Source organism: Bradyrhizobium sp. HKCCYLS2038 (assembly GCF_051167655.1).
GTDB lineage: Bacteria > Pseudomonadota > Alphaproteobacteria > Rhizobiales > Xanthobacteraceae > Bradyrhizobium.
The window spans coordinates 1,520,635-1,535,299 of sequence record NZ_JBNPTM010000001.1; the positions used below are offsets into that span (position 1 = coordinate 1,520,635).

General features: G+C 66.5%; 14 protein-coding genes. 7 read left to right on the forward strand and 7 right to left on the reverse strand.

The genetic code is table 11. The features are described 5' to 3' along the window. Positions 1-127: 127 nt before the first annotated feature. The gene (locus tag ACQR1I_RS06545; RefSeq protein ID WP_434871153.1) at positions 128-1,720 is read right to left on the reverse strand and encodes an ATP-binding protein; all 1,593 of its coding nucleotides are present in this window, start codon (positions 1,718-1,720) and stop codon (positions 128-130) included. A 144-nt stretch (positions 1,721-1,864) separates the two neighbouring features. Continuing rightward, positions 1,865-3,379 carry a helicase HerA domain-containing protein gene (locus tag ACQR1I_RS06550; RefSeq protein WP_434871152.1) on the reverse strand — a complete coding sequence of 505 codons (1,515 nt, stop codon included), beginning with the start codon at positions 3,377-3,379 and terminating at the stop codon, positions 1,865-1,867. A 334-nt stretch (positions 3,380-3,713) separates the two neighbouring features. Here ACQR1I_RS06550 and ACQR1I_RS06555 point away from each other — a divergent pair, with 334 nt between their 5' ends. Next, positions 3,714-4,085, forward strand: a complete 372-nt coding sequence (locus ACQR1I_RS06555) for a response regulator (RefSeq protein WP_434871151.1) — start codon at positions 3,714-3,716, stop codon at positions 4,083-4,085. A 50-nt stretch (positions 4,086-4,135) separates the two neighbouring features. On the opposite strand, the gene ACQR1I_RS06560 is transcribed toward ACQR1I_RS06555, so the two are convergent. Then, on the reverse strand, positions 4,136-4,978 hold the full coding sequence (locus ACQR1I_RS06560; RefSeq protein WP_434871150.1) for an AAA family ATPase: 843 nt from the start codon (positions 4,976-4,978) through the stop codon (positions 4,136-4,138). Between the two features lie 98 nt (positions 4,979-5,076). Next, positions 5,077-5,322 carry a GlsB/YeaQ/YmgE family stress response membrane protein gene (locus ACQR1I_RS06565; protein WP_434871149.1) on the reverse strand — a complete coding sequence of 82 codons (246 nt, stop codon included), beginning with the start codon at positions 5,320-5,322 and terminating at the stop codon, positions 5,077-5,079. A gap of 115 nt (positions 5,323-5,437) precedes the next feature. Between ACQR1I_RS06565 and ACQR1I_RS06570 the strand changes: the two genes are divergently transcribed. From ACQR1I_RS06570 to sseA, 3 genes are all read left to right on the forward strand, one after another. Beyond that, positions 5,438-6,613, forward strand: a complete 1,176-nt coding sequence (locus tag ACQR1I_RS06570) for a vWA domain-containing protein (RefSeq protein WP_434871148.1) — start codon at positions 5,438-5,440, stop codon at positions 6,611-6,613. A 52-nt stretch (positions 6,614-6,665) separates the two neighbouring features. After that, positions 6,666-7,079 (forward strand): rhodanese-like domain-containing protein, encoded by a 414-nt coding sequence (locus ACQR1I_RS06575; protein ID WP_434871147.1) that lies wholly within the window; start codon positions 6,666-6,668, stop codon positions 7,077-7,079. 109 nt (positions 7,080-7,188) lie between these two features. Next, entirely contained in the window at positions 7,189-8,046 is an 858-nt protein-coding gene (sseA, locus tag ACQR1I_RS06580; protein ID WP_434871146.1) for a 3-mercaptopyruvate sulfurtransferase, read from the forward strand. Between the two features lie 12 nt (positions 8,047-8,058). On the opposite strand, the gene ACQR1I_RS06585 is transcribed toward sseA, so the two are convergent. Then, a complete protein-coding gene (locus ACQR1I_RS06585; protein ID WP_434871145.1) occupies positions 8,059-9,024 on the reverse strand; it encodes a hypothetical protein in 966 nt (321 codons plus the stop codon). A 362-nt stretch (positions 9,025-9,386) separates the two neighbouring features. Here ACQR1I_RS06585 and ACQR1I_RS06590 point away from each other — a divergent pair, with 362 nt between their 5' ends. Continuing rightward, a complete protein-coding gene (locus tag ACQR1I_RS06590; RefSeq protein WP_434871144.1) occupies positions 9,387-10,601 on the forward strand; it encodes a L,D-transpeptidase family protein in 1,215 nt (404 codons plus the stop codon). Between the two features lie 72 nt (positions 10,602-10,673). Here ACQR1I_RS06590 and ACQR1I_RS06595 read toward each other — a convergent pair whose 3' ends face one another. Together ACQR1I_RS06595 and ACQR1I_RS06600 are read right to left on the reverse strand one after the other, a co-directional pair. Further along, positions 10,674-11,636: a D-2-hydroxyacid dehydrogenase family protein gene (locus ACQR1I_RS06595; protein WP_434871143.1), complete on the reverse strand. Its 963-nt coding sequence runs from the start codon at positions 11,634-11,636 to the stop codon at positions 10,674-10,676. A 108-nt stretch (positions 11,637-11,744) separates the two neighbouring features. Beyond that, positions 11,745-11,963 (reverse strand): hypothetical protein, encoded by a 219-nt coding sequence (locus ACQR1I_RS06600; RefSeq protein WP_434871142.1) that lies wholly within the window; start codon positions 11,961-11,963, stop codon positions 11,745-11,747. A 304-nt stretch (positions 11,964-12,267) separates the two neighbouring features. Between ACQR1I_RS06600 and ettA the strand changes: the two genes are divergently transcribed. Continuing rightward, positions 12,268-13,917: an energy-dependent translational throttle protein EttA gene (gene ettA, locus ACQR1I_RS06605; protein ID WP_434871141.1), complete on the forward strand. Its 1,650-nt coding sequence runs from the start codon at positions 12,268-12,270 to the stop codon at positions 13,915-13,917. Positions 13,918-14,060: 143 nt separating this feature from the next. Then, the gene (locus tag ACQR1I_RS06610; RefSeq protein WP_434871140.1) at positions 14,061-14,642 is read left to right on the forward strand and encodes a TIGR00645 family protein; all 582 of its coding nucleotides are present in this window, start codon (positions 14,061-14,063) and stop codon (positions 14,640-14,642) included. Positions 14,643-14,665: the final 23 nt, after the last annotated feature.

The following is a 14,665-nucleotide window of genomic DNA, read 5'->3' on the forward strand; positions in this document are numbered from 1 at the left end:
GGACGACACTGTTTGTGTGGTGGCCGCAGCTGCCAATCGTGACGTAAGTGTGCTCGCTAATACCGCCAAGCAACTCCGCCGCCGCCGGCCCAGACAAGCGCGCACCACATGCGGACGGGCCAAAGCCCTACGCCTCGATCGCCGTCCTGATCATGCGCGCGAGATCGGCGCTGACATACGGCTTGGCGAGCAGCAGCACGTCGGCGTCGAGGCGGCCGTGATGCACGATGGCGTTCTCGGTGTACCCCGAGGTGTAGAGCACCTTCAGTCCGGGGCGGCGCTTGTCGGCCTCGATGGCGAGCTTGCGGCCATTCATGCCGCCGGGAATGATGACGTCGGTGAACAACAGGTCGATGCGCTCGTTGCTGTCGATCAGCGCGAGGCCCTCGGCGGCATTGCTGGCGGACAGGGTGCGATAGCCGAGCCGGCGCACCTGCGTGACGACGTAGTCGCGCACCAGCGCATCGTCCTCGACGATCAGGATGGTCTCGTCGCCGCGCGCCACCGCCGGTCGTCCGCTGTCGGCGACAGGCAGCTCCGGCGCGCTGGCCGCGCGCGGCAGATAGAGCTTCACGGTGGTGCCGTGGCCTTCCTCGCTGTAGATCTTGACGTGACCGTTGGACTGCTTGACGAAGCCATACACCATGCTCAGCCCGAGGCCCGAGCCCTTGCCGACATCCTTGGTGGTGAAGAACGGCTCGAACACCTTGTCGAGCAGCGCGGCGGCAATCCCCTGGCCGGTGTCGCTGACCGCGATCATGACGTAGCTCCCGGGCTTGGCCTCGCGGTTCAGCTGGGCATAGTCCTCGTCGAGGGTGACGTTCTTCGTCTCCAGGGTCAGCTTGCCTCCGTCAGGCATCGCGTCGCGCGCGTTCAGGGCCAGGTTGAGGATCGCGGTCGAGAGCTGGCTCGGATCGATCAGCGCCGGCGCGCTGTCGTGGGCCAGCATCGACTCGATCTCGATCTGCTCGCCGAGCGTTGGGCGGAGCAGGCGGCCTGCGTCGACCACGAGGGCATTGGTGTCGGTGGCGCGCGGCTGCAGCGGCTGCCGGCGCGAGAAGGCGAGCAGGTGTCGCGTCAGGTCGGCGCCGCGCTCGGCGGCGGCGCTGATCATGCTGGCGATGCCGGCGAGCTGCGGCTTGTCCTTGACGGCGTCGGCGAGAATCTCGATCGTCCCGGTGATGACGGTCAGGATGTTGTTGAAGTCGTGTGCGACGCCGCCCGTGAGCTGGCCGATCGCCTCCATCTTCTGCGCCTGCCGCACCTGGGCCTCAGTGGCCTCGATCTCCTGGAATCGCTGTACCATCGCCTCGGCGGCGCGACGCTGCCGGATTTCTTCCTCCAACCGTTCGTAGGCCCTTTGCAGCACGATACGCGTCGGCAGTACCAGGATCTGGCGCAGCATCTGAATCATGGCCGCGATGACCACGACCGAGATCACGGCGAGAAGGGCGTAGACGAGGCTCTCGACTCTGACGTCCGACACCCAGAGATCGAGAATCGAGAGCAGACGCGTGAGGCCGAACAGCGCCACGAACACCCCGAGCGCGGCCAGGGCGCCGCGGAACATGACCTCTTTCCAGCGTCGCCACAGATAGAGCGCGATGACGGCGGAGATCGTGAAGAAGGCGCAGGCGATGATCGCGTTGGACGCGACATACAGCCAGAACCACCCCGGCGCCTCCGGCAGGCCCGCCGCTTGCACCGTCAACGTTGGCATTTGCGAACCATCCTCAACAATGCAACGCGTCCGCCCTGCGGCCGGCCCGGCCTTCCAGCATCGCAAACCGGACGGATCATTCAGCTTTTCAACGCTGGCGCAAGGGCGAGGCCGGCATATTGTCCCCCGGCTTCAAAGGCGCGATCAAGCCTGCGAGTTGAGGCAGCCTTGCTCGGCCGCGTCGTCGGCATTGGGATCGCCGGGGGCGGTGGCCCAGGCGAGCTCGACCAGGGTGACGATGCGGCGGCCGGCGCCGTCGAGCTGGCAGACGATCAGGCCCTGGTCCTCGATATAGGTCAGCAGGCGTTGCGCCCGGCGCAGCGAATGCGAGCCGTAGGCGCGGGCGATGGCGGCATCGCTCGGGCAGGGACGGCCGTCCTTGGCGGCACGGGCGATCATCATGAACACACCCTGCATGTCCTCGGGCAGCAGCGACGCGCGCAAGCTGACGTCCTGCCAGCCGGCGTCGTCGGCGGTCTCGTCGCCGCCCAGGCCGGCACGGGCGCGGGTGAGCATGCGGCGGAATTCGGTGAGGTCGGGCACGGCCGTGCCCAGCCCCTCGATGCGGCAGCGGACGACGAACTCCTGGTAGAGCACGCCGACGGCGCGGAAGCCGGCATCAGGCTCGGCTAGCACGGCGCGCAAGACGCGTTCGACGCGGGCGCGGCGCCCGGCGAGCTCCTCCTCGCTGACCTCGGGTGCGGGCGGCTCGGGACGCAGCTCGAGCGCGGCCGACTTCGCCGCCATTAGCTGGTCGAGCAACTCGGGCTGCGGCCTGCGCTGCGGCCGCGCGTTGGTCTCGGGCGGCGGCGCAGCCAGGATGACGGCGCGGGCGTCCTCGAGCGAGGCCTCCGGCAGCGGCATCAGCCGCGGCGTCGCGTTACGCGGCTTGGTGTCGGTGGGCCCGATACGCAGGCCGAGCGGACGGCGCGACAGCGCCGGGCCGAGCGCCATGAACTGGCCGCGCTCGAGGTCGCGGAACGCTTCCGCCTGGCGCCGCTCCATGCCGAGCAGGTCGGCGGCGCGGGCCATGTCGATGTCGAGGAAGGTCCGGCCCATCAGGAAGTTCGAGGCCTCGGCGGCGACGTTCTTGGCGAGCTTGGCCAGCCGCTGCGTCGCGATCACGCCGGCCAGCCCGCGCTTGCGGCCGCGGCACATCAGGTTGGTCATCGCGCCGAGCGAGGCCTTGCGGGCCTCGTCGGACACCTCGCCGGCGATAGCCGGGGCGAACAGCTGCGCCTCGTCGACCACGACCAGCATCGGGTACCAATGGTCGCGGGAGATTTCGAACAGGCCGTTCAGGAAGGCGGCCGCGCGCCGCATCTGGTTCTCGGCGTCGAGCCCCTCGAGATTGAGCACGGTGGACACGCGATGGATCCGCGCCCGCTCGCCGGCGACCTGCAAAGCGCGCTCGGTGTGGTCCTCGGCCTCGATGACGAGATGGCCGAAGCGCTCGGCGAGGGTGACGAAGTCGCCTTCGGGATCGATGATCGTCTGCTGCACCCAAGGTGCGCTCTGCTCGAGCAGCCGTCGCAGCAGATGCGACTTGCCGGAGCCGGAATTGCCTTGCACGAGGAGCCGGGTCGCCAGGAGTTCTTCGAGGTCGAGGGCCGCAGGCGCACCTGCCGCCGTCTGCCCCATCTCGATTGCAATCGTCATGTGCCCCGACTCGAACGCGCGTCTCGCAGAGGGTGGCGCATAACAAGCCCGGGCCGGCGCGTCGAGCGCCGGACAACCGCTTGTCCCGTGTTCCGCGTGCCCTGTGGAAGGTTCCCGGCGACGGGAACTTTCATGCTTCCGCCGCGTTCCATCTCTGCTGGTCGGGGTGGGCCGGGCGCTCGCTTGGCGCGATCCAGCTGTTCGTTCTACGGTACGGACAAAAGGGGCGGAAAGTGAACGAGCGTCAGGATGTCGGTGGTGCGGCGTCTCCGCCTCTCGGCGGGGCGGACCTCCCGTGGTGCGGGCTACGAAAACGCGCCGGAGCGCGATGAGCATGCTCGAACGCCCGCTCAATGATCGTCTCATCCTCGTCGTCGAGGACGAGTACATCCTTGCCGACGAGTTGCGCTGTGAGATCGGCGATGCCGGGGCCAAGGTTCTGGGCCCGGTCGGCACGGTTGCCGATGCGCTCGCCCTCGCGAAGCGCGAGGCGCGAATCGACGGCGCCGTTCTCGACGTCAATCTGCGCGGCGAGATGGCGTTCCCGGTCGCCGATCTGCTGATCGAGCGCGACGTCCCGTTCGTGTTCACGACGGGCTACGACGGATCCATCATCCCGGACCGCTTCTCGAAGATTCTCCGCTGCGAGAAGCCGATCGCGGTCGACGGGATCATCCGTGCGCTTCATCGCATGGCCGGACGTTGAGGGCGCGGCCGATGCGCGCCCTTGCCCGGTCGAGTTACGAGGGGGCTTTCTCAGACCTCCCGGCGGCTCAGGAAGGCCAGTCGCTCGAACAGGTGCACGTCCTGCTCGTTCTTGAGCAGCGCGCCATGCAGCGGCGGGATCAGCTTGCGCGGATCGCGCTCGCGCAGCTGCTCGGGGCCGATGTCCTCGTTGAGCAGCAGCTTGAGCCAGTCGAGCAACTCGGACGTCGACGGCTTCTTCTTCAGGCCGGGCACGTCGCGGACCTCGAAGAAGATCCGCAGCGCCTCCTCGACCATCCGCTTCTTGATGTTCGGGAAGTGCACGTCGACGATGCGGCCCATCGTGTCCGGGTCGGGGAACTTGATGTAGTGGAAGAAGCAGCGGCGCAGGAAGGCGTCAGGCAGCTCCTTCTCGTTGTTCGACGTGATGATGACGATCGGGCGCAGCTTGGCCTTGATGGTCTCGTTGGTCTCGTAGACGTGGAATTCCATCCGATCGAGCTCGAGCAGCAGATCGTTCGGAAACTCGATATCGGCCTTGTCGATCTCGTCGATCAGCAGCACCGGCCGCTGCTCGGCGGTGAAGGCCTCCCACAGCTTGCCGCGCTTGATGTAGTTCTTGATGTCGGAGACCCTGGCATCGCCGAGCTGGCTGTCGCGCAGCCGCGAGACTGCGTCATATTCGTAAAGGCCCTGCTGGGCCTTGGTGGTCGACTTGATGTGCCAGGTCAGCAGCGGCGCGTTGATGGCTTTCGCGACCTCCTCGGCCAGCACGGTCTTGCCGGTCCCCGGCTCGCCCTTCACCAGCAGCGGGCGCTCGAGCACGATCGCCGCGTTGACGGCCACTTTGAGGTCGTCGGTGGCGACGTAGTCCTGGGTGCCGGTAAATTTCATCGCGCCTCGCTTGTCGGTCGAACTTGTGTTGAGTGGCTACGCAGCGGCCGGGGCCGCTGCGGCTTTGAGATGATGGCTGCCATTGGAAGGGAAAATAATCAAGCGCGCCTGATCAACGAGAGGATCACGAGCACGATCACGGCGCCGATCGTGGCGTCCAGAATGGCCCCGAGCGTGCCGCTGGCGAGCGCGATGTGCAGCTCCGGCAGCACGTAGCTCGCGACCAATGCGCCGATGATGCCGACGACCATGTTGCCGATCAGGCCGAAACCGGCCCCGCGCACGATCAGGCCGGCCAGCCAGCCCGCGACGGCGCCGATGATCAGCGCTGCAATGATACCCATGACAACCCCCATTTGCTGTGTTGTTCCAGGGATTGTAGAGCAAAAACCCGGCCGGTCCAGGCGGCCGCCCGGAGCAGCCCTTGACGCGCCCTGCGGGCCGGGCGATCTAATGGGCATGTTCCTGCAATTCTTCACAGCACTGCGCGACGCGCAGGTCCCGGTCTCCCTGCGCGAATATCTCACGCTGATGGAGGCCATCGACGCCGATCTCGCCGAGCATTCGGTCGAGAATTTCTACTATCTGTCGCGCACGGCGCTGGTGAAGGACGAGCGCAATCTCGACAAGTTCGATCGCGTGTTCGGCACCGTTTTCAAGGGGCTCGAGAACCTGCTCGACGCGATGGAAAAGGCCGAGATCCCCGAGGAGTGGCTGAAGAAGCTGGCCGAGAAATATCTCACCGAGGAAGAGAAGAAAGAGATCGAGGCCATGGGCTGGGACAAGCTCATGGAGACCTTGAAGAAGCGCCTGGAAGAGCAGAAGGGGCGTCACCAGGGCGGCAGCAAGTGGATCGGCACGGCGGGTACCTCGCCGTTCGGCGCCTACGGCTACAACCCCGAAGGCGTCCGCATCGGCCAGGAGAAGAACCGCAACAACCGTGCCGTGAAGGTGTGGGACCGCCGCGAGTTCAAGGATCTCGACGGCAATGTCGAGCTCGGCATCCGCAACATCAAGGTGGCATTGCGCCGGCTGCGCAAGTTCGCCCGCACCGGGGCGCCGGACGAGCTCGACCTCGACACCACGATCCGCGAGACCGCCAATCATGGCTATCTCGACGTGCACATGCGTCCCGAGCGGCGCAATGCGGTCAAGGTGCTGGTGTTTTTCGACATCGGCGGCTCGATGGATTCGCACATCGCGCAGGTCGAGGAGCTGTTCTCGGCGGCGAAGAGCGAATTCAAGCACATGGAATATTTCTACTTCCACAACTGCCTCTATGAGGGCGTGTGGAAGCAGAACAAGCGGCGCTTCACCGACCGCACGCCGACCTGGGACGTGCTGCACAAGTACCCGCACGACTACAAGGTCGTGTTCGTCGGCGACGCCTCGATGTCGCCTTACGAGATCATGGTGCCCGGCGGCTCGGTCGAGCATGTCAACGAGGAGCCGGGCTCGGTCTGGCTCGACCGGATCATCCGCACCTATCCGCACGCGGTGTGGCTCAATCCGGTGGCGCAGAAGCACTGGGACTATTCGGAGTCCACCACCATCATCCGCCGCATCTTCTCCGAGCGCATGTATCCGATCACGATCGAAGGGCTGGAAGGGGCGATGAAGGAGCTGGTGCGGTAGGACAGTCGCCTTGCTGCGCGCGATCATCGAGCGCCCTGGAGGAAACGAAAGAATGGCCCAGACCATCACTCGCGGCATCAAGGCGCTGCTCGACGAAGCCAACGCCGAGATCGAGACGCTCTCCGCGGCGGACGCCATCGAAGCGGCCAAGCGGGACGACGTCGTCATCGTCGACATCCGCGATCCCCGCGAGATTGAGCGCGAAGGCAAGATCCCGGGTGCGTTTTCATGCACCCGCGGCATGCTCGAGTTCTGGATTGACCCGCAGAGCCCCTATGCCAAGCCGATTTTCCAGCAGGACAAGACCTTCATCTTCCACTGCGCCGGCGGCCTGCGCTCGGCGCTCGCGGCCAAGACCGCCAAGGACATGGGGTTGAAGCCGGTCGCTCATATTGGCGGCGGCTTTGCCGCCTGGCGCGAGGCGGGCGGCCCGGTCGAGGCATGGGCGCCGAAGAAGAAGGATTGAACCTGCCGTCAGGCGCGGGCTTGACCCGCGTGTCCATCGCTTCGACAAGATGGATCGCCGGATCAAGTCCGGCGATGACGGTCGAATTTACGGCTCGGAGTGTTTGCGCATGACCACCCCCAACGACCCGCTCGTCACCACCGACTGGCTCGCGGCGCATCTCGGCGACCCCAAGGTCAAGGTGGTCGATGCGACTTTCAAGATGCCGGGCGTGCTGCCGCTGCCAAAGGACGACTACCTGAAGGCGCACATTCCCGGCGCCGTGTTCTTCGACGTCGACGAGGTCTCCGACCATTCCAATCCGTTGCCGCACATGTATCCGAGCGCCGAGCAGTTCGGCCGCGATGCTGCGCGGCTCGGGGTCAGCAATGCCGATACGGTGGTGGTGTATGATTCCGGCGGCTGGGTCGCCGGCCCGCGCGCGTGGTGGATGTTCCTGTCGTTCGGTCATCAGGACGTGCGCGTGCTCGATGGCGGCCTGAAGAAGTGGATTGCCGAGGGACGTCCGGTCGACAGCGGGCAGGTGACGCCCGCAGCGGGGACCTATCTTGCAAGCTTCGACGCGGCGCGCGTGCGCAAGATCGAGCAGATGGTTGCCAATCTCGCCGGGGGCGCCGAGCAGGTGATCGACGCGCGCCAGGCGCCGCGCTTCGCCGGCGAGGTCGCGGAGCCGAGGCCGGGGCTGCGTTCGGGTCACATCCCAGGCAGCCGCAATCTGCCCTATGCGGAGTTGTTCAACGCCGCGACCGGCGAGATGAAGCCGCTGGACGAATTGCGCAAGGCGTTCGGGGTCGCGGGTGTCGATCTCGCAAAGCCGATCGTGACGTCGTGCGGCTCGGGCGTGTCGGCCGCCGTGCTGACGCTGGCGCTCTATCGTCTCGGCATCCGCGACAGCGCGCTCTACGACGGCTCCTGGTCGGAATGGGGCGTCGAAAACGGTCCGCCGGTCGCGACCGGGCCCGCCTGAGCGGCGGAGCCTCTATCGCGTTCGCGGCCCGGCCGCCTGCTGTCCAACCGGCTGCGGTTGAGCGAAGGGCTGCGAGAACGGGTCCATGAACTGCTGCTGCTGTTGTGCGGCGGCCTCGCGTGCGGCCCGGGCCCGCTGCGCATAGCGCCGCTGCTGGGCCCTGCGCGCAGCGAGATGCTTCTCGCGGGCGCGCTTCTTCACCACGCTCCGGCGCAACTGGACGCTGGCCACCTTCACCGACGCGCGATGCTCGCTCATGGCGGGCTTCTCCGGCACCGGCTGCTCGGCCAGCGCGGCGAGCTTGGCTGCAATCGGATCCAGCACGGCGGGGACCGGCGTCGGTGCGGCGGCGGGTTGAGTCGTCGAAATCGGATCGGCACTCGCCAGCACCTGCGGGACAGGTGACGCTGCGACCGGAACGATCGTGGCCTCGCTCGGGGCCGGCGCCGCTGCAGGCGCCGGAGCATCGGGCGTGGTGTCGAGCCGTGGTTTGTCGGAGGCCTTTTCGACGAGCACTGGCGTCGAGGCGCTCGCGTCCGCCATGCTGGGAGCAGCGGCCTTGGAGGCTTCGGCACGCTCATCTGCCGCTGGTCGGACCAGATCCGATGTTGCGGCCGTGTCGACCGTTTCAGCCGGCAGCGATGGCGTCGGCACGGCCGTCGCTTCGACGGCCGGCGGCACATCGGCCTTGTCGCTGGCGGACGGCACGTCCGTCTGCTCGGCCGGGGCCGCAGGAGCCACCGCGAGAGCCAGTGGCGGAGGCGCGGCCGGCTCGACGCGCAGCACCGCCAGAACCGGCGGTGGTTCGGCCGGTGGCAGGAACGCCGTGAAACCCGACGCCTGGGTCTGATGCCAGGACGAGTTGCTGGCGAACTGCTCGTGGGCGGCTCGCAACAGGGCGGCGGCGCCCATGCCGAAGATGGTGAGAGAGATGGAGCAGACGATCGCGGCGACGAGGAAACGGAAGCCGGGAAGCATTGACGGGAACTCTCGTCACGGCAGCGGGACTGCCGAGACCTTAGAGCCAGTAGGGAACGCGGTGATCACAGGGAATGCCGCGTTCGCGACGGTGCCGGCTTCTGCCGTGCATCGCGAATCAGGCTGAGATCACCATATCGCAAGCGTTCCCGCCCGCGCGCCAAATCGAGCCGCCCAACGCCCCGGCCACGGCTCCGCTGCACTTTTTCGGCGGCATGAGACTTCCGTGCAACGACGGTGACATGATCACAAATTGCCGAAATGGGACCGTCTTGGGCCGAATTGTCTTGAATGCGCCGCTATCTTCGGCCATTTGGCAGGGCAAAGGTCCCAATCGGCGGCTTGGGGATACTGCAAGGGCGATGATGATCAGACATATCCTGACGGTTTGCGCGGTCGCGGCGGCGGGCGTGGCGGCAGCCTCGTCTGCTGGAGCACAGCAGGTCTATCAGACGGCGCCGGGCGCCTATTCGCCGCAGCCCACGCCCTATCCGGCCGACGTGCGCGGACAGAGCCCGGATTTCGACGAGCTCGACGACGAGGATACGCCGGGCAACTCCGCGGCTCTTCCGCCGCCCGGCCCAGTCATGTCGCCGGACGATCCGCGCTACCGCCGTCCCGCCAATGGCCCCGTCTACGGCGCGGCGCCGACCGGACCTGTGATGTCGCCGGACGATCCCCGCTACGGACGTCCCGGCACGGCTCCGGTGTACGGCGCGGCTCCGACCGGTCCGGTGATGTCTCCGGATGATCCGCGCTATGGTCGCCCGGCTGGTCCGCCCGCCGTGATCTATGCCGATCGTCCCGCGTCCGGGCAGCAGGCCTATGGCAATGGTGCGCCCGGCGGTGATACCGGCGCGCCGCGACCGCCGGGTGTGGTCGGCAATGCTGCTCCGCCCGTCGCAGGCGCGGTCCAGGCGCCGGCCGGCGACCGGCCGATGACGGTGGCGGCACTGCCGCCGGAAGAGCAGCCGGATGCGGCACCCGCGCCGCTGCCGGCGAACCTGCGCCGTCAGGAAGTCGACTTCGTCACCAAGGAGCCGCCGGGAACGATCGTCGTCGATACGCCGAACACCTATCTCTATCTGGTGCTCGGGAACGGACGGGCGATGCGCTATGGCGTTCGCGTCGGCCGCGAAGGCTTCACCTGGACCGGCGTCCAGAAGATCACCAAGAAGACCGAGTGGCCGGACTGGTATCCGCCGAGCGAGATGATCGAGCGCCAGCCCTATCTGCCGCGCTTCATGGCCGGTGGCCCGGGCAATCCGCTCGGCGCTCGGGCGATGTATCTCGGCTCCACCGTGTACCGCATCCACGGCACCAACCAGCCCTCGACGATCGGCAAGTTCGTGTCCTCGGGCTGTATCGGCATGCTGAACGACGACGTCTCGGACCTGTTCGACCGCGTCAAGGTCGGCACCCGCGTGGTCGTCATGCCGGGCGGAGCCCCTCCGGGCTCGGCGAAGAACATGGCGGCTGCGGCGTCCGGGCAGCCTCCGGTTCAGGCGCAGGTCACCGTTCCCGTCAATCAGCCGACCGCGGTGCAGCCGCTGCCGCCGCCGGTGACCATCCGCTGAACGGCTGATCCAATTACGAAGATCAAAACACCCTCCCTTCCGGAGGGTGTTTTGCGTTGGGGCCGTCTCTGGTCAGGCGAGCCGGCGCGGCGGCTCGATGCCGTCGAGCCAGGCGGCGATGCAGTCGACCATCTGGCCATAATGCGCCCGGAAACTCTCCTCGGTGACATAACCGAGGTGCGGCGTCAGCACGACATTGTCGAGCCCGCGCAGCGGGTGCGCGACCGGCAGCGGCTCCACCGAGAACACGTCGAGGCCGGCGCCGGCGATGCGTTTCTCGCGCAGCGCCTGTAGCAGCGCGGCCTCGTCCACGATCGGCGCGCGCGAGGTGTTGACGAGATAGGCGCTCGGCTTCATCCGGGCGATGTCGGCCGCCCCGACCAGCCCGCGTGAGCGCTCGCTGAGCACGACGTGGATGGTGATCACATCGGCGGTCGCGAACAGTTGCTCCTTGGTCGCGTAGCCGACGCCCGCCTCCTGGCAGCGCTCCGGCGTGAGGTTGGGGCTCCAGGCGATCACGTTCATGCCGAAGGCTTTGGCGAGCCCGGCGATCTTGGTGCCGAGCTTGCCGAGGCCGATGATGCCGAGCGTCTTGCCCTCGATCTCGACGCCGCCGAGCGCCTGCCACGGCTCCCCGGCATGCATGCGGGCGTTTTCCTGGCCGATTTTGCGGGTCAGCTCCAGGATCAGGCCCATGGTCAGCGGCGCGGTGGGATCGCGGCCATATTGCGTGCCGCAGACGACGATGCCGCGCCCTTTGGTGGCGTCCATATCGATGGCAGCGTTGCGCATGCCCGAGGTGATGAGCAGCTTCAGCTTGGGCAGCCGCTCGATCAGGGTGCGTGGCAACGGCGTCCGCTCGCGCATCGCGCAGATGACGTCGACATCGGCCAAGGCGGCGGCCGCCGTGTCCTCAGTGGCGAATGGATGCGTGAAGGCGGTTACATCGATGCGGTCGGCCAGCTTGGGCCAGTCGGCCAGCGACAGGGCGGTGTCGTAATAGTCGTCGAGGATTGCACAGCGCAGCCGCGTCATCGGTCGGATCCATTCGGAGCGGGAAGGGCGACGCGAGGCCGCCGGGGCGAATGGATGTCATCGTTGCGCGCAAAGCGGCGGCCGCGCAAGCAGGGGCGCCGTTCAAGATCAGTCGAGGTCGGCCTTGAGCCGGAACGCGGCGTCGCTGCCGTATTTGGCGCGCCATGCCGGGCCCGGACCGCGCATGTAATGCTGTTCCGGCCGGTACGGGTTGAAGGCGCGCGTCGCGAATTCACGCCAGAAGCTCCTGACTTCGTCCAGGAGGCCGGTGCGGTTTCGGCGTTCTGCCGCTGGGGCGGGCAGGGAGGCTGACGTGAGGGTGGCCATGACGGGCTCTCGCTGTTGTCGTCTCGGGCTTTGTGCCGCTTGGGCGCGCGGTTCTGCGTGCCGAGACCGAGTGTCCCGCCGAATTAATTAAAAGATGGTTGCAATTGTCGTGATCGGCCGCACACAAGGTGAGGGACCCGTAATCGTCCGCGGGCGTGCGGCCCGACTGTGACCGATCCGACGGTCATTCTCCCGGTGATTGTCGCCGCCCAGACGGCCTCGCCGGTTGCCCTTTGGGGACCGCGCGGTTACATCAGCGGCAACCATTTTCCGCAAATTTCCGGCAGGTTTCGAGGGACACGCGATGGCGCGCCAGTTCGTCTACTTCATGCAGGGCCTGTCCAAGGCCTATCCGACCCGCAAGGTGCTCGATAACATCCACCTGTCGTTCTATCCCGACGCCAAGATCGGTGTGCTTGGCGTCAACGGCTCGGGTAAGTCGACCCTGCTCAAGATCATGGCAGGCATCGACAAGGACTACACCGGCGAAGCCTGGGTCGCCGAGGGCGCCCGCGTCGGCTATCTCGAGCAGGAGCCCCAGCTCGATCCCAAGCTCACGGTGCGTGAGAATGTCATGCTCGGCGTCGGCAAGCAGAAGGCGATTCTCGATCGCTACAACGAGCTGGCGATGAACTACTCCGAGGAAACCGCCGACGAGATGACCAAGCTGCAGGACGAGATCGAGGCGCAAGGCCTGTGGGATCTCGACAGCAAGGTCGACCAGGCGATGGACGCGCTGCGTTGTCCGCCCGACGATGCCGACGTCAGCAAGCTCTCCGGCGGTGAGCGCCGCCGCGTCGCCCTTTGCAAGCTGCTGCTCGACCAGCCCGAACTGCTGCTGCTGGACGAGCCGACCAACCATCTCGACGCCGAATCGGTGTCTTGGCTCGAAGGTCATCTGCGCAACTATCCCGGCGCGATCCTGATCGTCACCCACGACCGCTACTTCCTCGACAACGTCACCAGCTGGATCCTCGAGCTCGACCGCGGCCGCGGCATCCCCTACGAGGGCAACTACTCGTCCTGGCTGCAGCAGAAGCAGAAGCGGCTGGAGCAGGAGGGCCGCGAGGACGCCGCGCATCAACGCACCCTGTCGCGCGAGCAGGAGTGGATCGCGGCCTCGCCCAAGGCCCGCCAGGCCAAGTCCAAGGCGCGCTACCAGCGCTACGAGGAGTTGCTCAAGAAGGCCAGCGAGAAGCAGACCCAGACCGCGCAGATCATCATCCCCGTGGCCGAGCGGCTCGGCCAGAACGTTGTCGACTTCGAGGGCCTGTCCAAGAGCTTCGGCGATCGACTGCTGATCGACAATCTCACCTTCAAGCTGCCGCCCGGCGGCATCGTCGGCGTGATCGGCCCGAACGGCGCCGGCAAGACCACGCTGTTCCGCATGATCACCGGGCAGGAGAAGCCCGACGCCGGCACTATCACCGTCGGCGAGACCGTGCATCTCGGCTATGTCGACCAGTCGCGCGACGCGCTCGACGGCAACAAGACGGTGTGGGAAGAGATCTCCGGCGGCAATGAGCTGATCCTGCTCGGCAAGAAGGAGGTGAACTCGCGCGGCTACTGCTCGTCGTTCAACTTCAAGGGCGCCGATCAGCAGAAGAAGGTCGGCGCGCTCTCCGGCGGTGAGCGCAACCGCGTGCATCTCGCCAAGATGCTGAAGTCGGGCGCGAACGTGCTGCTGCTCGACGAGCCGACCAACGATCTCGACGTCGACACGCTGCGCGCGCTCGAAGAGGCGCTGGAGGATTTCGCCGGCTGCGCCGTCATCATCAGCCACGATCGCTGGTTCCTCGACCGTATCGCGACCCACATGCTCGCCTTCGAGGGCGACAGCCACGTCGAATGGTTCGAGGGCAACTTCCAGGACTACGAGAAGGACAAGATGCGCCGGCTCGGCCAGGACAGCGTGATTCCGCACCGGGTCAAGTACAAGAAGCTGACCCGCTGATTCGCCAAATGGCGAGGCGCGATGCTGTCTCCGATCCGGGACAAAGCGTCGCGCCCTCGTTGCGACGTGTTGTCGCTTCCGCGTGCTATGCGATTGCGTAGATAGACGTTCCGCATTCCATCCCAGCCGCGAGATTCCCCATCATGTCTTCCCCCGACGCGACCCTGTCCTCCAAGGGCGGAGCGCTGCGCCCCATTCCCATGCTGATCTTCGGCTCGCGCTGGCTGCAGTTGCCGCTCTATGTCGGGCTGATCATCGCGCAAGGCGTCTACGTCGTGCTGTTCCTGAAAGAGCTCTGGCACCTGTTCGCGCACGCCTTCGATTTCTCGGAGCAGCAGATCATGCTGGCGGTGCTCGGCCTGATCGACGTTGTCATGATCTCGAACCTGCTGGTGATGGTGATCGTCGGCGGCTATGAGACGTTCGTGTCGCGGCTCAATCTGCAGGGTCATCCCGACGAGCCGGAATGGCTCAGTCACGTCAATGCCAGCGTTCTGAAGATCAAGCTGGCGATGGCCATCATCGGCATCTCGTCGATCCACCTGCTACGCACCTTCATCGAGGCCGGCGCGCTGTCGTCGGGCAAGTCGACCTACACGGAGACTGGCGTGATGTGGCAGACCATCATCCACACGGTGTTCATCCTCTCGGCGATCGGCATCGCCGTGGTGGACAAGATTTCGAATGCCGCGATCGAGGACGCAAAGCGGGCGGCGGGGCATTGAGGCGCTGAGTTCCAGCGGACTGG